The organism is Mycobacterium sp. Dal123C01 (assembly GCF_052566995.1).
In genome coordinates this window covers 4,543,109-4,567,293 of the sequence record NZ_CP199580.1, presented here as the reverse complement: position 1 = coordinate 4,567,293, position 24,185 = coordinate 4,543,109, and the positions used below count along the sequence as shown (strand labels likewise).

Here is a 24,185-nt window from a genome sequence, read left to right as displayed (position 1 = left end):
TGGGGACTCGGGTGGAGCTTTGGGGGACTCACATGGAACGCGGTGAGCAAGCACACTCGCTGACTCGGGGACAGCTCGACATTTGGCTCTCGCAGGAGGCCGGTTTCGCGGGTACCGAGTGGCAGCTTGGTCTTTTGGTGCGGATCGAAGGCGCCGTCGATCGCGATTTGCTGCAACAGGCGATCCGGCGAGTAGTCGCAGAGGCCGAGCCGGGCCGTGCCGCGTTCTTTGAGGCCGATGGCCACGTTTTACAAAAGGCCGTCGATTATCCGGATGTAGAGCTGGGCTTCCACGATGTAAGAAGCGCGGACGACCCCGTGCGAAAAACGCGAGAAATGGCGTCATCAATTCAGCGGACGCCAATGCCATTCTCTGGTCCGCTTTTCATATTTGCGTTATTTCAGACACAAGATAATGAATTCTATTTGTTCGCTTGCTGCCACCACATCGCGGTGGACGGCATGGGCATCGCGCTGGTGAGTCGCCGGGTTGCCACCGTCTACACGGCTCTTGTCGCCGGTGAACCGGTGCCCGACGCGTACTTCGCCTCCCTACAGGACTTGATTGACTGCGAGTCCGGCTACGAGGCGTCCGCCGACTATCAGGACGACGAGGCCTACTGGAAGGAACACCTTCCCTCCGAAAGTGGATTCCAATATCGGTTACCCCAGGCCACCACCGAGCGTGATCCGTATTTGACTTCCGCGTCGGCTCAGTTCGACCCATCGGTTGTCAGCCGAATGCAACAGTTGACGAAACAGTTACGGGTCCGCCGGTATTCGGCCATTACCGCCGCGTGCGCACTGTTGGTGCGCGGATGGTCTGGCAACGCTAACGAGGTGGTGCTCGACTTCCCGGTCAGCCGCCGGGTGACCCCAGAGTCCAAGACGCTGCCCGCGATGCTGGCCGGGGTTGTCCCCCTCGTATTGACGACGTCCCCGGAGTCGACGGTTGCCGAATTTTGCGCCCATGTCGACACGCGAATTCGGGAACTGTTGCAACATCAGCGGTACCCGGTACATGCCCTCGAGGGCGAGGGCGGTCCCAGGCAGGACGCAAATCGGGTGGGCGTCAACTTCATCCCGTCGCGCCTGAGTCTGAACCTTGCTGGTGCGCCGGCACACGCGACCTACACAAACCATGGCCCGGTCGGTCACTTCGGGTTTTTCTTCCTCGGCGCCGGCGATCAACTGTTCCTGAGCACGGCAGGTCCCGGGCAGCCGTTTGCGAATTTCGATGTCGCCGATCTGGCAGCGCGGTTGCAGCGGGTGCTGTTGGCAATGACCGAAGACCCCACGGCGCCGCTGTCGTCAATCGAGGCGCTCGAGGCCGGTGACGCGGCCCGCCTCGACGAGATCGGTAACCGGGCGGTGCTGACCGAGCCCGCACCGCAGAAGGTGTCGATTCCGGCGGTGTTCGGCGAACACGTGCAGAGCACCCCCGAGGCAGTGGCGGTGACCTTCGAGGGCCGATCCACGACATATCGGGAACTCGACGAGGCCGCCAACCGACTGGCGCACCTGCTGGCAAGCGAGGGTGTTGGCCCGGGTGACTGTGTGGCCCTTCAGTTTTCCCGCTCGGCCGACGCGATCATCGCGATCCTGGCGGTTTTGAAGACCGGTGCGGCCTATCTGCCGATTGACCCGGCGCTGCCGACGGCGCGGACGGAGTTCATGCTGGCCGACGCCGCGCCGACTGCCGCCGTGACCACCGCGGATGTGCGCTCGCGGTTGGACGGACACGATCTGGTGGTCATCGACGTCGACGATCCCCGCATCGACGCCCAGCCCAGCACCGCACTGCCGACGCCGGATCCAGACAACATCGCCCACATCATCTACACGTCGGGCACCACCGGCACGCCCAAAGGTGTTGCCGTCACTCATCACAACGTCACGCAACTGTTTGCCTCCTTCGATGCCGGCCTACCGCGGACCGGGGTGTGGTCGCAGTGTCACTCCCTGTCCTTCGACTTTTCGGTCTGGGAGATTTGGGCGGCCCTGCTCGGAGGCCGCCGACTGGTAGTGGTGCCCGAGACGGTGGCTCGGTCGCCGGAAGACTTCCACTCCTTACTGGTCGGCGAACACGTCAGCGTGCTCACCCAGACGCCTTCGGCAGTCGGGATGCTGTCGCCCGAGGGTTTGGAGACGGCGGCGCTGGTGGTCGCGGGCGAGGCCTGCCCGGCCGAGGTCATGGATCAGTGGGCGCCCGGACGGGTGATGGTCAATGGCTACGGCCCCACCGAGACGACGGTGTGTGTGGCGATCAGTGCTCCGCTGGAGCCGGGATCGGGTGTGGTGCCGATCGGCTCGCCGGTGCCAGGCGCGGCGTTGTTTGTGCTGGACCGATGGTTGAAGCCGGTGCCACCGGGCGTGGTCGGTGAGCTGTATGTCGCCGGTGCCGGCGTGGCGTGCGGATACGTGCGCCGGGCCGGTTTGACGTCGGCGCGCTTTGTGGCGTGCCCGTTCGGGCAGCCGGGGGAGCGGATGTATCGCACCGGAGACCTGGTCTCGTGGGGCGACGATGGACAACTGATCTACCTCGGGCGCGCCGACGAACAGGTCAAGATCCGCGGGTATCGCATCGAGCTGGGTGAGGTTCAAGCCGCCCTCGCCGTGCTGGACGACGTCAAGCAGGCGGCAGTCGTCGCCCGCGAGGACCGCCCCGGCGACAAGCGTCTGGTCGGCTATGTCACCGGCACCGTCGACCCGAATGCGGCGCGCGCGAGGCTGTCCGAGCGGCTGCCGGCCTACATGGTGCCGGCCGCGGTGGTCGTCTTGGAGGCGCTGCCGCTGACTCCGAACGGCAAGCTCGACACCCGCGCCCTGCCGGCGCCCGAGTACCACAACGTCGGTGGTAACTACCGTGCTCCGACGACCGCGGTCGAAGAGGTCCTGGCCACTATCTACGCCGAGATCCTGGGACTTGAGCGGGTCGGGGTCGACGACTCCTTCTTCGACCTCGGCGGCGACAGCATTTTGTCGATGCAGGTCGTGGCCCGGGCCCGGGCGGCCGGTGTGTTGTTCCGTCCGCGTGACATTTTCGTCGAGCAGAGCGTGGCCCGGCTGGCCCAGGTCGCCAGTGTGGCAACCGGTGAGATCGGCGCGGTCGATGAGGGTCTGGGCGAAGTGTCTGCCACCCCGATCATCCGTTGGCTGCAGGACATCGAGGGACCGGTCGAGCAGTTCAACCAGACGATGGTGGTGCAGGCCCCGGCCGGAGTGACCGAAGCCGACGTGGCGGTGGTCCTGCAGGCTTTGGTGGATCGGCATGCCACCTTGCGGTTGCGTGCGGACGACGACGGCACCGGCGGTTGGTCGCTTTGGGTGCCCGACGTCGGTTCGGTGTCCGCAGCTGGTCTCCTGCATTCCGTCGACGTGTTGTCCGACGAGGCGCTCGTCGAGGCGCGCTCGCGGCTGAACCCGGCCACCGGGACGATGCTCAACGCGCTGTGGGTTACCTCTACGTCCCAGTTGGCGTTGATCATTCACCACCTGGCCGTCGATGGCGTGTCATGGCGAATCCTGTTGGAAGACCTCAACATTGCGTGGGCCCAGCATCACAGCGGGCAAGAGGTGGCGTTGCCGGATCCGGGGACGTCGTTTGCCCGCTGGTCCGCACTCCTCGAAGAGCACGCGAGCGCCGCGGCCGTCGTCCAGCAGGCGGATGCCTGGCGGCAGGTCGCGGCTACCCCGGCCGTGTTGCCGGCGGTACAGCCGGCGGTGGATACGCACGCCAGTGCCGGGCGGTTGTCGGTGGACCTGGATGTCGAGACGACCCGGCTGCTCCTGGGTGAAGTGCCGGCGGCGTTTCACGCTGGGGTGCAAGACATTCTGTTGATCGCGTTCGGGTTGGCCTGGGCCGAATTTCTGGGCACCCCCGGTACGCCGCTCGGCATCGATGTCGAGGGCCACGGGCGCCACGAAGAGCTGAATCCCTATGTGGACCTGTCGCGGACGGTGGGATGGTTCACCACCAAATACCCCGTGTCGTTGACCGTCGCCGGGCTGGACTGGACGCGGGTCATCGCCGGCGACCCGGCGCTCGGGGCAATCATCAAAGACACCAAAGAACAGCTTCGCGCCCTGCCCGAGGGCCTGACCTACGGTCTGCTGCGGTACTTGAACCCTGAGGTAGACCTGGCCGGGACCGACCCGGCGATCGGCTTCAACTACCTGGGCCGCATGGGCGCCTCGGCAGCCGAGCTCTCCGATGATCTATGGCGGGTCAGCCAGGAAAGCCTTGCCCTGGCCGATGCCGCCGCGGCGATAGACATGCCGCTGGCACACACCGTCGAACTCAACGCCGGCACGATCGACAGCGAAGCCGGTCCGCATTTGCACGCCAACTGGACCTGGGCGCCTTCAGCACTCGACGACACCCAGATCAACAGGCTCAGCCAATTGTGGTTCGACGCCCTGGCCGGCATTTGCGCGCACGTGCGCGGTGGCGGCGGAGGCTTGACGCCGTCCGATCTCGCCCCGGCGCGTCTGAGCCAGCAGCAAATCGACGACCTGTCCGGCCAGATGCGGATTGCCGACGTGCTGCCACTGACCCCCGTGCAGCAGGGACTGTTGTTCCACACCGCCCTCGCCGAGGGCTCCGGTGACGACTTGTATGCGGTGCAACTGGGCATCACCCTGACCGGCCCGCTCGACCAGAGCCGGTTGCGCAAGGCCGTGCAGACGGTGGTCAACCGCCACCCCAACCTGGCGGCGCGGTTCTCCGAACAGTTCGACGAGCCGATCCAGATCATCCCGGCCGACCCCGTCTTGGCGTGGGAGTACGTCGAGCTGGACGGCGGCGACGCCGAAGTCGACGACCAGGTCCAGCGGCTGTGCGCCGCCGAACGCGCCGCGGTCTGCGACATCGCCGACCAGCCCGTCTTCCGGGTGGCATTGATCCGCACCGGAGACAACCGGCACCGGCTTGTGGTGACCATCCACCACATCGTGATCGATGGCTGGTCGCTGCCGATCCTGCTGCAGGAAATCTTTACGCTCTATTACGGGCAGCGGTTGCCCGCGGCCCCGTCGTACCGGAGCTTTGTCAGCTGGCTGTCCGAGCAGGATCGCGACGCCGCGCAAGCGGCGTGGGGCGAAGTGCTGGCCGGCTTTGACACGCCCACCTTGGTGAGTCCGCCCGGCCAGCCCGCGGAGCGGGGTGTCGAATCGTATCGGGTGGCCACCGACACCACCCAGGCCCTCACCGAGCTCGCCCGCTCGCACCACACCACCGTCAGCAACGTGCTGCAGGCGGCGTGGGCGCAGGTCCTGATGTGGCTGACCGGCCATCAGGATGTCGCCTTCGGAACCGCGGTCTCCGGGCGGCCCACCGAATTGGCCGGAGCGGAATCGCTGGTGGGTCTGTTGATCAACACGGTGCCGGTGCGGGCCAACGCCACGGCGACGACCACCATCGCCGACCTGATGGCTCAGCTGCAACGCGACCACAACGACACCCTCGAGTACGACTACCTGGCGCTGCGGGATATCCACCGGGTGACCGGTCACGACCAGCTGTTCGACACCCTTTTCCTCTACGAGAACTACCCGATCGACACCGGCGCTCTGTTCGGCGTGCACGAGTTGGCCATCACCGATTTCAGCAGCCGCGAATTCAACCACTACCCGCTTTCGGTGGTGGTGTCGCCGGGCCACGAACTGAGCCTGCGCGTCGAATTCGACACCCAGGTCTTCGACGTCGCCACCGTGGACACGCTGATCGAGCGGTTGCGGCAGGTCCTGGTCACGATGACCACCGATCCCACCCGACGGTTGTCGTCGATTGATCTGCTCGAGAGCGATGAGCATTCCCGGCTCGAGGAATGGGGCAACCGGGCGGTGCTGACGCAGCCCGCGAGCGCGCCGGTATCGATTCCTGAGCTGTTCGCCGCACAGGTCGCGCGCGCCCCGGAGGCGGTGGCGGTCAACTGCGGCGACCGGTCGTGGACTTACCGCGAACTCGACGAAGCCGCAAACCGGTTGGCGCACTTGCTATCCGATCGTGGAGCCGGCCCCGGCGAGCGGGTAGCGGTGTTGCTCAACCGGTCCGGCGGGGCGATCGTGTCCCTGCTGGCGGTGTTGAAGACGGGGGCGGCGTACTTGCCGATGGACCCCGCGCATCCGACGGCACGGATGGAGTTCATGCTCGCCGATGCCGCGCCGATCGCCGCTGTCACCACCGCGGATCTGCGCCCGCGGCTCGAGGGCGCCGACCTGCTGGCCATCGACATCGACGACCCGAGCATCGGTGCTCAACCCAATACCGCATTACCGACACCCGCGGCCGACCACGTCGCCTACATCATCTACACGTCAGGCACTACCGGTAAGCCCAAGGGCGTGGCCGTCACTCATCGCAACGTGACCCAGTTGCTGGAGTCGCTCGACGCCGAGATGGAGCTGGGACAGGTATGGACGCAGTGCCATTCCCTGGCCTTCGACTACTCGGTGTGGGAGATCTGGGGCGCGCTGCTGCACGGCGGCCGGGTGGTCGTGGTGCCCGACTCCGTCGTCCGCTCACCGGAAGAGCTGCACGCGCTACTGGTCACCGAACAAGTCAGCGTGTTGAGCCAGACTCCGTCGGCGTTCTATGCGCTGCAAGCCGCTGACGCGCTGCAGCCCGAGCTGGGACAGCAGCTGAAGCTTCAGACTGTGGTCTTCGGTGGGGAAGCGCTTGAGCCACAACGCCTTCAGACGTGGTTGCACAACCACCCGGGACTGCCGCGCATGATCAACATGTACGGCATCACCGAAACGACCGTGCATGCCTCGTTCCGGGAAATCGTCGACGCCGACATCGACAGCAACAGCAGCCCCATCGGGGTGCCGCTGGCGCATCTGGCCTTCTTCGTGCTGGACGGCTGGTTGCGGCCGGTCGCGCCCGGGGTGGTCGGCGAGTTGTATGTCGCCGGCGGCGGCGTGGCGAGCGGATATATCGGCCGGTCGGATCTGACGACGACGCGGTTCGTCGCCTGCCCGTTCGGCGGGCCCGGATCGCGGATGTATCGCACCGGGGACTTGGTGTCCTGGGGGACCGATGGCCAGCTGCGCTACATGGGCCGCGCCGACAAGCAGGTCAAGATCCGCGGCTATCGCATCGAACTCGGTGAGATCCAAGCAGCGCTGGCCGCCCTGGATGGGGTGGCGCAGGCGGCGGTGATCGCCCGCGAGGACCGTCCCGGCGACAAGCGCCTGGTCGGTTATGTCACCGGAACTGCGGACCCGACCGAGATTCGCAGCCAGCTGGCTGAGCGGCTCCCGACGTACATGGTGCCGGTCGCGGTGGTGGTGTTGGACGCGCTGCCGTTGACGGTCAACGGCAAACTCGATACCCGCGCCCTGCCCGCGCCGGAGTACCAGGACGTCGATACTTATCGCGCCCCGGCCGACGCGGTCGAGGAGATTTTGGCTGGGATCTACGCCCAGGTGCTCGGGGTCGAGCGGGTCGGGGTCGACGACTCCTTCTTCGATCTGGGCGGCGACAGCATTTTGTCGATGCAGGTGGTGGCGCGGGCCCGGGCGGCCGGTGTGGTGTGCCGTCCGCGTGACGTTTTCGTCGAGCAGACCGTGGCCCGGCTGGCCCGAGTGGCGCGCCTGGCTACCGAGGGCGATGGCGCGGTTGACGAGGGGCTCGGCGAGGTGCTGGCCACCCCGATCATCCGTTGGCTGCAGGAGACCGACGGACCGGTCGAGCAGTTCAACCAGACGATGGTCGTACAGGCCCCCGACGGGGTGACCGAAGCCGACGTGGCTTTGGTGCTGCAGGCGTTGGTGGACCGGCACGCGATGTTGCGACTGCGGGTGGACGACGACGGCGCCGGTGACTGGTCGTTGTGGGTGCCCGAAGCCGGTTCGGTGGATGCGGCCGCTCTGCTGCAGTCGGTGGATGTGTTGTCCGACGAGGCGCTCGTCGCGGCGCGGTCGCGGTTGAGCATGGCTGCCGGGACGATGCTGAGTGCGTTGTGGGTCAGTTCCACGTCTCAGTTGGTGTTGATCATGCACCACCTGGCCGTCGATGGTGTGTCGTGGCGAATCCTGTTGGAAGACCTCAACATTGGCTGGGCCCAGCATCACAGCGGGCAAGAGGTGGCGTTGCCCGTGCCGGGCACGTCGTTCGCCCGGTGGTCATCGCTGCTCGACGAGCACGCGCGCGCCCCCGAAGTCGTAGCCCAGGCAGAGGTGTGGCGGCAGGTGGCGGCCACACCCGCCGCGCTGCCGGCAGTACAACCCGCGGTGGACACGTTTGCCACGGCCGGACAACGGTCGGTCGGGCTGGACGTCGAGACGACCCGGCTGCTGTTGGGTGAGGTGCCGGCGGCGTTTCACGCTGGGGTGCAAGACATTCTGTTGATCGCGTTCGGGTTGGCCTGGGCGGAGTTTTTGGGGACCGGCGGCTCGCCGATCGGTATCGACGTCGAGGGTCACGGCCGTCACGAGGAATTGGCCGCCGATGTGGACCTGTCGCGCACGGTCGGGTGGTTCACCACCAAGTACCCGGTGTCGCTGGCCGTCGGTGAGCTGGGCTGGTCGCAGGTGACAGCCGGTGAGGCTGCGCTGGGGCCGGTGATCAAGGACGTCAAGGAGCAGCTGCGCACCCTGCCCGATCCGCTGACCTACGGTCTGCTGCGGTATGTGAACCCCGACGTCGAGCTGGACAAATCCGATCCGGTGATCGGGTTCAACTACTTGGGTCGTCTGGGCGCGGGCGCGGGCGCGGCCGACCTCTCCGGTGACTTGTGGCAGATCTCCCAGGACGACTTGCCGGCCGTCGCGGCAGCGACAGCCGTGGCAATGCCGCTGGGACACACCGTCGAACTCAACGCCGGCACCATGGACAGCGCGGAAGGCCCGCAGCTGCAGGCCAACTGGACATGGGCGTCGTCGGCACTTGACGACGCTCAGATCGATCGGCTGAGCCAGCTGTGGTTCGACGCTCTGTCGGGCATCTGCGCACACGTGCGCGGCGGCGGCGGCGGCTTGACGCCGTCCGACCTCGCGCCGGCGCGGATCAACCAGCAGCAAATCGACGAAATTCAGCAACGCGACCAGATCGCTGATGTGTTGCCGCTGACTCCGTTGCAGCAGGGCCTGTTCTTCCACGCCAGCACCGCGGAGGACCTCGGCGTCACCACCGGCGACGATCTGTATGCGGTGCAGCTGGACATCAGCATCACCGGTGCCGTCGACCCGGACCGGCTGCGCGATGCGGTGCAAACCGTCGTGACGCGGCACCCGCACCTGGTGGCCCGCTTCAGCGGCGACTTCGACGAGCCACTGCAGATTCTGCCCGCCGAGCCCGAATTGACTTGGCAGTACCTCGAATTGGATGACGGTGACGTCGACGGGCGGGTCGAGCAGGTGTCCGCGGCCGAACGTGCCGCCGTTTGCGACCTCGTCGACAATGCCGCGTTCCGGGCGGCATTGCTGCGCACCGCGGAAGACCGCTACCGGTTTGTGCTGACCAATCATCACATCGTGCTGGACGGTTGGTCGAAACCGCTTCTGCTACAGGAGATTTTCGCCAGCTACTACGGGCACCGGTTGCCCGCGGCCGCCTCGTACCGCAAGTTCGTCACCTGGCTGGCCAGTCAGGATCGCGGTGCGGCCCACGCGGCGTGGCGCGAGGTGTTCGACGGCTTCGAGACCCCGACCCTGGTCGGCCCGCCGCAACGGATGGGACTTGGTCCGCGCGATGTCGAAGACTTCCAGGTGTCTGCCGAGACCACGCAGGCCCTGAGCGAGCTGGCCCGTTCCTGCCGCACCACCGTCAGCACGGTGCTGCAGGCCGCGTGGGCGCAGGTGCTGATGCGGATGACCGGCCAGCCGGATGTCGCTTTCGGCACCGCGGTTTCGGGACGGCCGACGGACCTGCCCGGCGCGGAATCCATTGTGGGCCTGATGATCAACACGGTGCCGATCCGGGCCAACATCACCGCCGCCACCACCATCGCCGACCTGCTCGAACAACTGCAAAGCTCCTACACCGACACGCTTGAACACCAGTATCTGGGGTTGAACGAGATTCACCGCGCTACCGGACACGACCAGCTGTTCGACACCATGTTCGTCTACGAGAACTACCCGATCGACACCGCGGCGTTGTCGGGCGTCCAAGATCTGACGATCACCGGGTTCACGAACCGCGAATACAACCACTACCCGCTATCTGTGCAAGCCGTGCCGGGCCACCAGCTGGGCCTTCGCGTCGAGTACGACACCGATGTGTTCGACAAGGCGAGCATCGAAACGCTGGTCGAGCGGTTGAGGCGGGTGCTGGTGGCCATGACCGAAGATGCAGGGGACGAGTAATGGCCGACCCAAAACGGCGGCTCTTATCGATTGACCTCCTGGACGGGGGTGAGCTCGCGCGCTTGGACGAGTGGGGCAACCGCGCGGTGTTGACCCGGCCGGTCGTGGGCGTAACGATTCCGGAGCTGTTCGCCGCGCAGGTCGCGCACGCTCCGGAGGCGGTCGCGCTGGTATGCGGCGAGCGGTCGTGGACCTACCGCGAGGTCGATGAGACCGCGGAGCGGTTGGCGCGGGTGCTCACCGGTCACGGCGCGGGCCCGGGTGAGACTGTGGCACTGCTGTTTTCGCGGTCGGCCGAGGCGATCGTGACGATGATGGCGGTGCTCAAGGCCGGGGCGGCCTACTTGCCGATCGACCCGGCACTGCCCGACGCGCGAGTGGAATTCATGCTCGGCGATGCCACACCGGTCGCCGCGGTAACGACCGCGGCCCTGCGGTCGCGGTTGGACGGGACCGATCTGGTCGTCGTCGACTTCGATGACCAGGGCGCCGACCCCGGCACCGAATTGTCGGCACCGGCGGCGGGGGATCTGGCGTACATGATCTACACCTCGGGGACGACCGGGGTGCCCAAGGGTGTGGCGATCACCCACCAGAACGCGACATCGTTACTGGAGAAGCTGCACTCGGCGGTGCCGTCGGGCCCGGGACAGGTGTGGTCCCAATGGCATTCGTATAGCTTCGACGTCTCGGTGTGGGAGATCTTCGGCGCCTTGCTGCATGGCGGGCGGCTGGTGATCGTCCCCGAAACAGTGGCCAGTTCACCGGAGGACCTGCACTCTCTGCTGGTCGCCGAAAAGGTGAGCGTCCTCTGCCAAACCCCTTCTGCGGCAGCGATGTTGTCGTCGGAGGGGTTGGAGTCCACGGCGGTGTTCGTTGCCGGAGAGGCGCTCCCGTCCGAGGTGGTGGATCGGTGGGCGCCGGGGCGGGTGTTGATCGACGCCTACGGCCCGACCGAGGGCACCATCTATGCGGCGATGAGTGCCCCGTTGACGCCGGGGGCGCCGGCGCCGATCGGTGTGCCCGTGCCGGGTGCGGCGCTGTTCGTGTTGGACAAGTGGTTGCGGCCGGCCCTCGAGGGCGTCACCGGTGAGCTGTACATCGCCGGTCGGGGTGTCGCGGCTGGCTACCTGCGCCGGAGCCCGTTGACCGCGTCGCGATTCGTGGCATGTCCGTTCGGTGAGCCTGGGGCGCGGATGTACCGCACCGGTGACCTGGTGCGCTGGGGTACCGATGGGCAGTTGCAGTACCTGGGGCGAGCCGACGAACAGGTCAAGATCCGCGGCTACCGCATCGAATTGGGCGAGGTACAAGCGGCTTTGGCGGCCCTCGACGGGGTTCAGGCCGCGGCGGTGATCGCCCGCGAGGATCGTCCAGGCGACAAGCGACTGGTCGGTTACGTCACCGTCACCGCTGATGTTGACGCCGCGCAGATGCGCAGCGCGCTGGCCGAGCGGTTGCCGGCCTACATGGTCCCTACGGCGGTCGTCGTGCTGGACACGCTGCCGCTGACCGTCAACGGCAAGCTCGACAAGCGCGCCCTGCCTGCACCTGAATACGCGAGCGGCGGCGAATATCGCGCCCCATCCGACGCGGTCGAGGAGATCCTGGCCGGGATTTACGCTCAGGTGCTCGGGGTCGAGCGGGTCGGTGTGGACGACTCCTTCTTCGACCTCGGAGGCGACAGCATCTTGTCGATGCAAGTCGCGGCCCGGGCCCGGGCCGCGGGCGTATTGTGCCGTCCCCGTGACATTTTCGTCGAGCAGACGGTGGCCCGACTGGCCCGGGTGGCCGCTCTGACCGACGGCGCCGACGGCGTCGTCGATGAGGGCATCGGGGAAGTGGTGGCCACCCCGATCATGCGCTGGCTGCAAGGCGTGGTGGGCCCGGTCGAGCAGTTCAACCAGACGATGGTGGTGCAGGCCCCGGCCGCAGTGACCGAAGCCGACATCGCGGTGATACTGCAGGCGCTGGTGGATCGGCATGCCACCTTGCGGCTACGTGTCGAGGACGACGACGCGGGCGAATGGTCGCTTCAGGTGCCCGACGTCGGGGCGGTGGATGCCGCTGGTCTGCTGCAGTCGGTCGATGTGTTGTCCGATGATGCGCTCGTCGAGGCGCGGTCGCGGTTGAACCCGGCCGACGGAGTCATGCTGAGCGCGTTGTGGGTCAACTCCACGTCCCAGTTGGTGTTGATCATTCACCACCTGGCCGTCGACGGGGTGTCGTGGCGAATTCTGTTGGAAGACCTCAACATTGCGTGGGCCCTGCACCACAGCGGACAGCCGGTGGCGTTGCCCCCTGGCGGGACCTCGTTTGCGCGGTGGTCGTCGCTGCTCGAAGAGTATGCGCAGCGACCCGCGGTCGTGGAGCAGGCCGAGGCATGGCGGCGAGTGGCATCGGTCCCGGCCGCATTGCCCGCGGTGCGCCCCGAGGTCGACACCTACGTCAGCGCCGAGCAGTTGTCGGCGGAGCTCGATGTCGAGACGACCCGACTGCTGTTGGGTGAGGTGCCGGCGGCGTTTCACGCTGGGGTGCAAGACATTCTGTTGATCGCGTTCGGGTTGGCCTGGGCGGAGTTCCTGGGAACCGGCGACTCGCCGATCGGGATCGGTGTCGAGGGCCACGGCCGTCACGAGGAATTGGCTCCCAACGTCGATTTGTCGCGCACGGTCGGCTGGTTCACCACCAAGTACCCGGTGTCGCTGGCCGTCGGCGAGCTGAGCTGGGCGCAGGTGATGGCCGGTGATGCCGCATTGGGGCCGGTGATCAAGGACGCCAAGGAGCAGCTGCGCACCTTGCCCGATCCGCTGACCTACGGTCTGCTGCGATACGCCAACGACGAGGTGGACCTGCACGGGTCTGACCCGGTGATCGGGTTCAACTACCTGGGTCGGCTGGGTGCGGGCACGGCGGCCGAGCTGTCGGGGGATTTGTGGCGCATCTCCGAGGAAGGCTTGTCGATCGCGGGCGCGGCCACCGCGGTACCCCTGCCACTGATGCACACCGTGGACCTCAACGCCGGCACCATGGACACCGAAGCGGGCCCGCATTTGCACGCCAGCTGGACGTGGGCGCCCTCGGCGCTGGACGGCGAGCAGATCAGCCGGCTGAGCCAATTGTGGTTCGAGGCCCTCACGGGCATCTGTGCGCACGTACGCAGTGGCGGTGGCGGATTGACGCCGTCCGACCTGTTGCCCGCACGTTTGAGCCAGCAGCAGCTCGACCAACTCGATCAGCAGTACGGTCTCGCCGACGTATTGCCGCTCACCCCCGTGCAGCAAGGCCTGCTGTTTCACGCCAGCATCGCTGCGGGCGGCGACAACGGCGACGACGTATACGCGGTGCAGCTGGGTATCACCGTCACCGGTGCGATCGACCCGCAACGGCTGCGCGAGGCGGTGCAGACGGTGGTCAATCGGCACCCCAACCTGGCCGCCCGATTCTGCGCGCAGTTCGACGAGCCGCTGCAGGTCATTCCGGCCGATCCCGTCATGGCCTGGCGGTACGTCCAGCTGGACAACGACGGACTCAGCCACGACGAGCAGATCGAGCGGCTGTGCGCCGAAGAACGGGACGCGGTCAGCGACCTGGCCGCCCGTCCGGCCTTCCGTGCGGCATTGATCCGCGCCGCAGACAATCGGCACCGCTTTGTGCTCACCAACCATCACATCGTGATGGATGGGTGGTCGCTGCCGATCCTGCTGCGAGAAATCTTCGCCGGCTACTACGGGGAGCGCCTGCCCGCGCCCGCCAAATACCGCAGCATTCTCGCCTGGCTTGCCGAGCAAGACCGCCCAGCGGCCCAGGCGGCGTGGCGTCAGATGTTCGACGGCTTCGACGACCCGACTCTGGTAGGCCCGGCAAACCGGGTGAAGCTCGGGCGCCGGCGCGTTGATTCCTATCGGGTGTCCGTCGAGACCACCCGAGAGTTGACCACGCTGGCCCGCTCCTGCCACACCACCGTCAACACGGTTCTGCAGGCCGCATGGGCACAGCTGCTGATGTGGCTGACCGGCCAGCGCGATGTCGCTTTCGGCACCGCGGTCTCTGGACGGCCCCCGGAAGTGCTGGGCTCGGAATCCATTGTGGGACTGCTGATCAACACGGTTCCGGTGCGGGCGAACACCACCGTGGGTACCACCATCGGCGACCTACTCGAACAGCTGCAAAACGCTCACAACGACAGGCTCGAGCACGAGCACCTGGGGCTCAGCGACATTCACCGCGCCACCGGCCACGACCAGTTGTTCGACACCCTATTCCTGTACGAGAACTACCCGATCGACACGAACGTGCCGGTGGGCGTCCACGAACTGGCCATCACCGACGTCACCAACCGCGAATACAACCACTACCCGCTGTCCGTGATGGCCTTGCCGGGCCACGAATTGGGCATCCGCGTCGAGTACGACACCGACGTGTTCGACCCGGCCAGCATCGAAACGCTGGTTGAGCGGTTCCAGCGGGTGCTGGTGGCCATGATCGCCGACCCGACCCAGCGGTTGTCATCGATGGATGTGCTGGACGCCGGTGAGCACGCGCGCCTGGACGAGTGGGGCAACCGTGCCGTGTTGACCCAGTCGTCGGTGGGCGTGACGATCCCGGAGATGTTCGCCGCGCAGGTCGCGCGGACCCCGGACGGGGTAGCGCTGGTCGACGGCGAACGGTCGTGGACCTACCGCGAGCTCGACGAGGCGGCCGAGCGGTTAGCGCGCGTGCTGGTCGGCCACGGCGCGGGCCCGGGTGAGTCTGTGGCGCTGCTGTTTTCGCGATCGGCTGAGGCGATCGTGGCGATGGTGGCGGTGCTCAAGTCCGGGGCGGCCTACTTGCCGATCGACCCGGCAATGCCCGATCCGCGGCTGGAGTTCATGCTCGGCGACGCCAAACCGGTCGCCGCGGTCACCAACTCGGTCATGCGGTCCCGGTTCGACGGGGCCGATCTGGCGGTCATCGACGTCGACGACCCCGACCTGATCGTCCCTTCGGACATCACCTTGCCGGTGGCGGCCCCGGAGGACCTGGCGTACGTGATTTACACCTCGGGGACGACCGGGGTGCCCAAGGGTGTGGCGATCACCCACCACAACGCGACGTCGCTACTGGAAGCACCGGATGCCGGCGCACCCACCGGGCCGGGGCAGGTGTGGTCGCAATGGCATTCCTACAGCTTCGACGTCTCGGTGTGGGAGATCTTCAACGCCCTGCTGCACGGTTCGCGGCTGGTCGTGGTGCCCGAGTCCGCGGCGGCGTCCGCGCAAGAGCTGCGCGACTTGCTGGTCGCCGAGCAGGTGACCGTGGTGGGCCAGACTCCGTCGGCGCTGGCGATGATGCCGGGTGAAGGACTGGAGTCCGCCACGTTGGTGATGGCGGGGGAGGCCTCCCCGAATGAAATCGTGGACCGGTGGGCGCCGGGGCGGGTGATGATCAACGCCTACGGCCCGACCGAGGCGACGATCTATGCCGCGATCAGTGCGCCGATGAAGGCTGGCGAAGGTGCGCCGATCGGTGTGCCGGTGCCGGGCGCGGCGCTGTTTGTGCTCGACAAGTGGCTACGGCCGGCGCCCGAGGGCGTGGTCGGTGAGTTGTACATCGCCGGTCGGGGTGTGGCGGTCGGCTATATGCACCGGGCCGGTTTGACCTCGTCGCGGTTTGTGGCGTGTCCCTATGGCGGGCCCGGGGCGCGGATGTATCGCACCGGGGACCTGGTGCGCTGGGGTACTGACGGGCAGTTGCAGTACCTGGGGCGGGCCGACGAGCAGGTCAAGATTCGCGGCTACCGCATCGAACTCGGTGAGGTTCAGGCGGCGCTGGCCGCCCTCGACGGGGTGCAGGCCGCGGCGGTGATCGCGCGCGAGGATCGTCCGGGCGACAAGCGGCTGGTCGGTTATGTGACGGTCACCGGCGATGTCGACACGGCCCAGATGCGCCATGCGCTGGGCGACGGGCTGCCGCCCTACATGGTCCCCTCGGCAATAGTCGTGCTGGACACGCTGCCGCGGACCGTCAACGGCAAACTCGACAAACGCGCCCTGCCCGCACCCGAATACCAGAATGCTCTCCGCTACACCCCGCCCGCGACACCCACCGAGGAGATCGTGGCGGGAATCTACGGCCAAGTGCTGGGCGTGGAGCGGGTTGGCGTCGAGAACTCCTTCTTCGACATGGGCGGCGATTCGCTGTCGGCAATGCGCGTGGTCGCCGCGATCAACACGGCCTTCGACGGCAACCTGTCGGTGCGAACGCTTTTCGAGGCCCCGTCGGTGCGAGGCGTGAGCCACCGTTTGGATAACGCTGACTTGGACGAGGAAGCCGACGCCCACGGACCGGGTTATGCCGCCGTACACGGCCGCGATGCCTCCGGGCTTCGTGCCAGCGACCTCACGCTGGACAAGTTCATCGACGAGACGACGCTGGACATTGTCCCGACGCTTCCCGGCCCGAGTGCCGAGGCCCGCACGGTGCTGTTGACCGGGGCGACCGGTTTCCTCGGGCGTTACCTGGCCCTGGAGTGGCTCAAGCAGCTGAAACGGGTTGACGGCAAACTGATCTGCCTGGTGCGAGCCAGCTCCGATCAGGAGGCATGGCGCCGGCTGGAGAAGACCTTCGACAGCGGCGACCCAGAACTGCTGGAGCACTTCCACCAGCTGGCCGCCGATCATCTCGAGGTCGTCGCCGGCGATAAGGGCGAAGCCAACCTGGGCCTGGACGAGCAGACCTGGCAGCGGCTGGCCGATAGCGTCGATCTGATCGTCGACTCGGCCGCGGTGGTCAACGGTGTGCTGCCCTACCGTGAGCTGTTCGGGCCCAACGTCGTCGGTACCGCCGAGCTGATCCGGTTCGCGCTGACCACGAGGGTCAAGCCGTACGCGTTCGTGTCGACGTCCGACCTTGGTCGCCAGATCGAGCCGTCGCTGTTCACCGAGGACGCTGACATCCGGGTCGTCAGTCCTACTCGCATCCTTGACGGCAGCTACGCCAACGGCTACGGAAACAGCAAGTGGGCGGGTGAGGTGCTGCTGCGGGAGGCCAATGAGATGTTCGGGCTTCCGGTTTCGGTGTTCCGCAGCGACATGATTCTGTCCGACACCAGCTACGCGGGCCAGTTCAACGTGACGGATGTGGTGACCCGGATGATTCTGAGCCTGGTGGCCACCGGCGTCGCGCCCGGTTCGTTCTACCAGCGTGACGCCAACGGCAACCGGCAACGCGCGCACTTCGATGGCCTGCCCGTCGAATTCGTCGCCGAGTCGATCGCCACCCTGGGCGCCCAAGTGGTCGACGGGTTTGAGACCTATCACGTGATGAACCCGCACGACGACGGCATCGGAATCGACACGTACGTCGATTGGCTGATCGAGGCCGGTTATCCGATCCAGCGCATCGATGACTTCGGGGAGTGGGTGCGGCAGTTCGAGGCCGGCCTGCGTGCGCTGCCGGATCGGCAGCGTCAGCACTCGGTGCTACAGATGCTGCAGTTGATGTTGCACAATCCCGACCAAATACAGCCCCTGGAGCCGACCCGCGGGTCGTTCGCGCCGACCGACCGATTCCATGCCGCGGTGCAGGAAGCGAAAATTGGCCCGGACAACGACATCCCGCACATCTCGGCGGCGGTCATCATCAAGTACATCACCGATTTGCAACTGGTGGGACTGCTCTAGCTGACTACGATTACCGGTGAACGCAGAGGCGTTCCGCCAGTACACCGGAGTGCTCACACGATGACAACAGCCCGCGTGCCCAGACTGCCGCTCGCCGAGGCCAAAGCCGCCGCCGACGAGGCCGCCGTACCCGACTACATGGCCGAACTCAGCATCTTTCAGGTGCTCCTGAACCATCCATCGCTGGCGCGTGCGGTCAACGACCTGCTCGCCACCATGCTGTGGCACGGCTGTCTCGACGCACGGTTACGGGAGCTGGTGATCATGCGGATCGGCTGGGTCACCGCATGCGAATACGAATGGACGCAGCACTGGCGCGTCGCCACCCGATTGGGCGTGACCGCCGACGACCTGCTCGGCGTACGCGAGTGGCAACGGCACGACGGCTTCGGGCCCACCGAGCGCGCGGTGCTAGCGGCCACCGACGACGTGGTGCGCGACGGTTCGGTCAGCGCCGAGAGCTGGGCCGCCTGCGAACGCGAATTGCACAGCGACAAAACAGTTCTCGTTGAGCTCGTCACCGCCATCAGCGCGTGGCGGATGGTCGCATCGATTCTGCAGAGCCTCGATGTTCCGTTGGAGGACGGCGTGGCAGGTTGGCCGCCCGACGGGCGTTCACCCGCGACGGGTGACTAGCTGATTGCCATATCAATCGATAACTCATAGCGTCGTGAAATGCGGACCAGAGTCGCCGAGATGCTCGGTGTGGAGTTCCCGATATGCGCCTTCAGCCACTGCCGCGATGTCGTCGCCGCGGTTACCAACGCGGGCGGATTCGGAGTCCTGGGCGCCGTCGCGCATAGCCCGCAACGGCTGCAGAACGAGCTGACCTGGATCGAGGAGCAGACCGGGGGCAAGCCCTATGGGGTCGATCTGCTGTTACCGCCCAAATACGTCGGCGCCGACACGGGCGGAATCGACGCGAAGCAGGTCAGGGAATTGCTCCCGGAGGAGCACCGCGCGTTCGTCGAAGACATACTCGCCCGCTATGACATCACGGCGCCGGCCCAACCGCCCCGGGCGTCCGGCGGTGGCCTCAACATCTCGCCCAAGGGCTATGAGCCGCTACTGGAAGTGGCCTTTGCCCATGACATCCGGTTGATCGCCAGCGCGCTCGGGCCCCCGCCGCCCGACCTCGTCGAACGCGCGCACAGTCACGACGTGTTGGTGGCCGCGCTGGCGGGCACCACCCAGCACGCGCGGCGGCATGCCGCGGCCGGTGTCGACCTGATCGTCGCGCAGGGCACCGAAGCAGGGGGCCACACCGGCGAGGTGGCGACGATGGTCCTGGTTCCCGAAGTTGTCGATGCGGTCGCGCCGGTTCCGGTAGTGGCGGCGGGCGGGATCGCCCGCGGTCGCCAGATCGCAGCGGCCCTCGCGCTGGGCGCCGAGGGGGTGTGGTGTGGCTCGGTCTGGTTGACCACCGAGGAAGCCGAGACAGATCCGGTCGTCAAGCAGAAGTTCCTGGCCGCCAGTTCCTCGGACACCGTGCGGTCGCGGTCGATGACGGGCAAGCCGGCACGAATGCTCCGAACCGCCTGGACCGATGAATGGGAACGGCCCGAAAACCCCAGCCCGCTCGGTATGCCGTTGCAGACCACCCTGGTCACTGAACCGCAGATACGCATCAACCAAGCGGCCGCTCATCCCGGCGCCAAGGCGCGTGAGCTGGCAACCTATTTCGTCGGCCAGGTGGTCGGTTCGCTCGACCGGGTCCGTCCGACCCGTGCGGTCGTGCTCGACATGGTCGAGGAGTTCGTCGACACCATGACGCGGCTGGAGAACTTAGCCGACAACTGACGACCCGGGCCGGCCCGCCGCACCCGCGGCACGCTCACGAACGGATGTAGCTTCCGGGCGTTGAGTGTGCGCTGAGGGCGGCAAAACCGCCGAAATCCCGCCGTGGATGCACACTCAAAGCCCGGATCGCACACTGACGGCGTCTTACCGGCCCGCCGCATTTACGCAGGTCAGCGGCATCGAAGCTGGCCGACGGCTGTGAAGGCACGTAATGAATGCATAAAGGATGCGCAACACCGCCCAGATCACATTGACCGCGGGTGGGCCGCTCATGGAGTATTGCTGCAGCACCTCGTTAGGTGAGGCGGCTACACGAATACAGGCCACTGACCCCCAACGTCGAAAGACGCCCCGGGTTAGGACAGCTCCTCCCGGCTTAAGGGTTGAGCCAAAGTGGCTTCCGGAGTTCCGGACACGTCGTGTGGTGCCAAAGCTCTGACGAGAGGGGTGCGGATTTCCGACGATCGTCGGGTTCTGTGCTTCTTCTTGTGCACGCAGTAGGCGCGGGTAACCGCACGCGTCGTGGCCGTAGAGGAGGTGAGGGACGCATGAGTTCCAGTGACAGTCCGGAGCGAAATCCGGGCTCCGTTCCGTCCCGATCCGGCCGCCGCCACGACGCCCCCAGCTGAGTCGCCGCAACGCGAATCGACTTACCGCTCAAGCGTTCTCGGATCGGAACTACCACGGGACGGACACCTCAGTCCACTCAGTACCCGTCTGCAATTCCGTTGGGAGACGATCATGACCGCAGCACTGTTCGACGAAGTAGGTGCCGTAGCGCCCGCCCGCAACCTGCACGTAGTGCGCGACACGACCCCCGCCCAGCCCCCCGCGCCCAAGAACGTCACGCGGCGCGCTGACGCCCTGCCCTTCATCGGCCACGACCCGATGGTGGACGGGATCGCACTGCTGCTGACCGTTCCCGTGCGTCACGCATACGCGGCCCTGTTGCGTGTTGGGCTGCTTGAAGTCCGGGCTTGATCCGATGGATGTGCCCAGGCGGATGGCCCTTTGGAGCCGGCGGTGATTGATTTGCGGCGGTCCGTAGAATCTTCCTAACGGCATCGATCCGGCCATCACCGGGGAGCCTTCGGAAGAACAGCCCGCATGGGCCCAGTAGACCCGAACGGGTAGGCCCGTCACAGCCACAATCGAGCGGTCGCGCGTGAGCGCGGCAAGCGGGGTGGTACCGCGGTGCTCGCGCAGGTAGCGCGTCGTCGTCCCGGCCTTACGTAGGCACGCAGGAGACGACGCGCACCGTGACCGAAAACGCTGACGCCAGGGCTTATCCGAAGTCGGGGGCACCCGACTTCCCGGCGCTGGAGCTCGAGGTTCTCGACTACTGGGCCCGCGACGACACCTTCCGGGCAAGCATCGCCAACCGCGACGCCGCCGAAGAGTACGTGTTCTACGACGGGCCCCCCTTCGCCAACGGGCTCCCGCACTATGGGCACCTGCTTACCGGCTACGTGAAAGACATTGTCCCGAGGTACCGCACGATGCGCGGCTACAAGGTGGACCGCCGCTTCGGCTGGGATACCCACGGGCTGCCCGCTGAACTCGAAGTCGAACGCCAACTGGGCATCACTGACAAGTCCCAGATCGACGACATGGGCATCGCCGCGTTCAACGAAGCCTGTCGGGAATCGGTGTTGCGCTACACCGACGAATGGCAGGCGTATGTCACCCGGCAGGCACGCTGGGTCGACTTCGACAATGACTACAAGACGCTCGATCTGCCCTATATGGAGTCGGTGATCTGGGCGTTCAAGCAGCTGTGGGACAAGGACCTGGCCTACGAGGGCTACCGGGTGTTGCCGTACTGCTGGCGCGACGAAACCCCGTTGTCCAACCACGAATTGCGGATGGACGACGACGTCTATCGGAGCCGCCAGGACCCGGCCGTCACGGTGGGTTTCCGGGTGGCCGGCGGCGAGCTGGACGGTGCCTACCTGTTGGTGTGGACGACGACGCCGTGGACCCTGCCGTCGAACCTGGCCGTTGCCGTCAACCCGGACGTGATCTACGTGCAGATCGAGGCGGGCGATCGGCGTTTCGTGCTGGCCGAGGCCCGGCTGGCCACCTATGCCCGCGAATTTGGCTTCGAAGAAGGAGGGGCGCCCGAAATACTCGGCTCCTATCTGGGTGCCGATCTGCTGGGAACCCGCTACCTGCCGCCGTTCCCGTATTTCATGGACCCAGAAGAGGGGAGGGCCAACGCGTTTCAGGTGCTGCCGGGCGACTTTGTGACCACCGACGACGGCACCGGGATCGTGCACATGGCGCCGGCCTACGGCGAGGACGACATGGCGACCACCGACAAGGTGGGCATCGTGCCGGTGACTCCGGTGGATTCCAAGGGCCGCTTCGACGCCACCGTCCCGGATTACCAGCGGCAGCACGTCTTTGACGCCAACGCGCAGATCATCCGCGACCTGAAGAACCAGAGCGGGCCGGCGGCGGTGAACCAGCCGGTATTGGTCCGTCACGAAACCTACGAGCACCCCTACCCGCACTGCTGGCGATGCCGCAATCCGCTGATCTACCGCGCGGTTTCGTCGTGGTTCGTCACCGTCACCGCATTCCGGGATCGCATGGTGGAACTGAACCAGCAGATCACCTGGTACCCAGAACACGTGAAGGACGGCCAGTTCGGCAAGTGGCTGCAGGGCGCCCGCGACTGGTCGATCTCGCGAAATCGCTACTGGGGCACCCCGATTCCGGTATGGAAATCCGACGACCCGGCCTACCCGCGCATCGACGTCTACGGCAGCCTCGACGAGCTCGAGCGCGACTTCGGGGTGCGGCCCACCAATTTGCACCGGCCCTACATCGACGAGCTCACCCGGCCCAACCCCGACGACCCCACCGGATCCAGCACGATGCGCCGCATCCCCGATGTGCTCGACGTGTGGTTCGACTCGGGGTCGATGCCGTACGCGCAGGTGCATTTCCCGTTCGAGAACGCGGACTGGTTCGACACCCACTATCCCGGTGATTTCATCGTCGAGTACATCGGGCAGACGCGAGGCTGGTTCTACACCCTGCATGTGCTGGCCACCGCGTTGTTCGACAGGCCTGCGTTCAAAACCTGTGTGGCACATGGGATTGTGCTCGGCTCCGACGGTCAGAAGATGAGCAAGTCGCTGCGCAACTACCCAGACGTCAGCGAGGTGTTCGACCGCGACGGCTCCGACGCGATGCGCTGGTTCCTGATGGCCTCACCGATCCTGCGCGGCGGCAACCTGATCGTCACCGAGCAGGGCATCCGCGAAGGTGTGCGGCAGGTGCTGCTGCCGTTGTGGAACGCCTACAGCTTCCTGGCGCTCTATGCGCCCAAAGTCGGTACCTGGCGCACCGATTCGGCGCACGTGCTGGACCGTTACATTCTGGCCAAGCTGGCGGTGCTGCGCGATCAGCTCACCGAGTCGCTGGACGTCTGCGATATCTCCGAAGCCTGTGAACAGCTGCGCCAGTTCACCGAGGCGCTGACGAATTGGTATGTGCGACGGTCGCGTTCGCGGTTCTGGGAGGAAGACAACGACGCCATCGACACCCTGCACACCGTGCTGGAGGTCGTCTCGCGGTTGGCCGCGCCGCTGCTTCCGCTGACCACCGAGATCATCTGGCGCGGCCTCACCGGCGAGCGGTCGGTACACCTGACCGACTGGCCGCAAGCCGACGCGCTGCCCGCGGACACCGACCTGGTCGCCGCGATGGATCAGGTTCGCGAAGTGTGCTCGGCAGCGTCGTCGCTGCGCAAAGCCAAGAAGCTACGGGTGCGGCTACCGCTACCGAAACTTACTGTGGCAGTGGAGGACCCACAGCAGCTGGCGCCGTTCACCGACTTGATCGCCGATGAGCTGAACGTCAAGAGCGTGGATCTGACCGACGCGATCGACACCTACGGCCGCTTTGAGCTCACCGTCAACGCCCGGGTGGCCGGGCCGCGGCTGGGCAAGGACGTGCAAGCCGCCATCAAGGCGGTCAAGGCCGGCGACGGCGTCGTCAACCCGGATGGCACCCTGACCGCGGGCCCCGCGGTGCTGCAACCCGAGGAGTACAGCTCGCGGCTGGTGGCCGCCGACCCGGAGTTCACCGCCGCGCTGCCCGGGGGAGCCGGTCTGGTCGTGCTGGACGGCACGGTGACTCCGGAGCTGGAGGCCGAGGGTTGGGCCAAGGACCGGATCCGCGAGCTGCAGGAGTTGCGCAAGTCGACCGGGCTGGACGTTTCCGATCGCATCCGGGTGGTGCTGTCGGTGCCGGCCGAACGCGCGGAGTGGGCGCATGCCCACCGCGACCTCATCGCGGGTGAAATCCTGGCCACCAGCTTCGAATTCGGCGATCCGGTGGACGCAGCGGAGATCGGCGACGGCGTACGGGTGAGCATCGCTAAAGCGTGAACCGC

6 protein-coding genes and 1 riboswitch are annotated in these 24,185 nt (G+C 66.4%); all 6 genes read left to right on the top strand.

Annotated features, from left to right (window positions below):
- Nucleotides 1-32 precede the first annotated feature (32 nt).
- Nucleotides 33-10,313, top strand: a complete 10,281-nt coding sequence (locus ACTXG5_RS21350) for an amino acid adenylation domain-containing protein (RefSeq protein ID WP_445160688.1) — start codon at nt 33-35, stop codon at nt 10,311-10,313.
- Complete coding sequence (locus ACTXG5_RS21345; protein ID WP_445160687.1) at nt 10,313-17,977, top strand: amino acid adenylation domain-containing protein; 7,665 nt, start codon at nt 10,313-10,315, stop codon at nt 17,975-17,977. Before ACTXG5_RS21350 ends, ACTXG5_RS21345 begins: the two co-directional genes overlap by 1 nt.
- Nucleotides 17,978-18,037: 60 nt before the next feature.
- Complete coding sequence (locus tag ACTXG5_RS21340) at nt 18,038-18,613, top strand: carboxymuconolactone decarboxylase family protein (protein ID WP_445160686.1); 576 nt, start codon at nt 18,038-18,040, stop codon at nt 18,611-18,613.
- A 39-nt stretch (nt 18,614-18,652) separates the two neighbouring features.
- Complete coding sequence (locus ACTXG5_RS21335) at nt 18,653-19,777, top strand: nitronate monooxygenase (RefSeq protein ID WP_445160685.1); 1,125 nt, start codon at nt 18,653-18,655, stop codon at nt 19,775-19,777.
- 284 nt (nt 19,778-20,061) lie between these two features.
- Nucleotides 20,062-20,231: riboswitch (M-box (ykoK) riboswitch) on the top strand.
- 287 nt (nt 20,232-20,518) lie between these two features.
- Nucleotides 20,519-20,758, top strand: coding sequence for an Rv1535 family protein (locus ACTXG5_RS21330; protein WP_445160684.1), 240 nt, complete (start codon nt 20,519-20,521; stop codon nt 20,756-20,758).
- A 278-nt stretch (nt 20,759-21,036) separates the two neighbouring features.
- Complete coding sequence (gene ileS / locus ACTXG5_RS21325) at nt 21,037-24,180, top strand: isoleucine--tRNA ligase (protein ID WP_445160683.1); 3,144 nt, start codon at nt 21,037-21,039, stop codon at nt 24,178-24,180.
- The last annotated feature ends 5 nt before the right edge of the window (nt 24,181-24,185 follow it).

Excerpts from the sequence above, each read along its gene's own strand:
- ACTXG5_RS21350 (WP_445160688.1), top strand. The coding sequence starts at position 33 with ATGGAACGCGGTGAGCAAGCACACTCGCTGACTCGGGGACAGCTCGAC.
- ACTXG5_RS21345 (WP_445160687.1), top strand. The coding sequence starts at position 10,313 with ATGGCCGACCCAAAACGGCGGCTCTTATCGATTGACCTCCTGGACGGG.
- ACTXG5_RS21340 (WP_445160686.1), top strand. The coding sequence starts at position 18,038 with ATGACAACAGCCCGCGTGCCCAGACTGCCGCTCGCCGAGGCCAAAGCC.
- ACTXG5_RS21335 (WP_445160685.1), top strand. The coding sequence starts at position 18,653 with ATGCGGACCAGAGTCGCCGAGATGCTCGGTGTGGAGTTCCCGATATGC.
- ACTXG5_RS21330 (WP_445160684.1), top strand. The coding sequence starts at position 20,519 with ATGACCGCAGCACTGTTCGACGAAGTAGGTGCCGTAGCGCCCGCCCGC.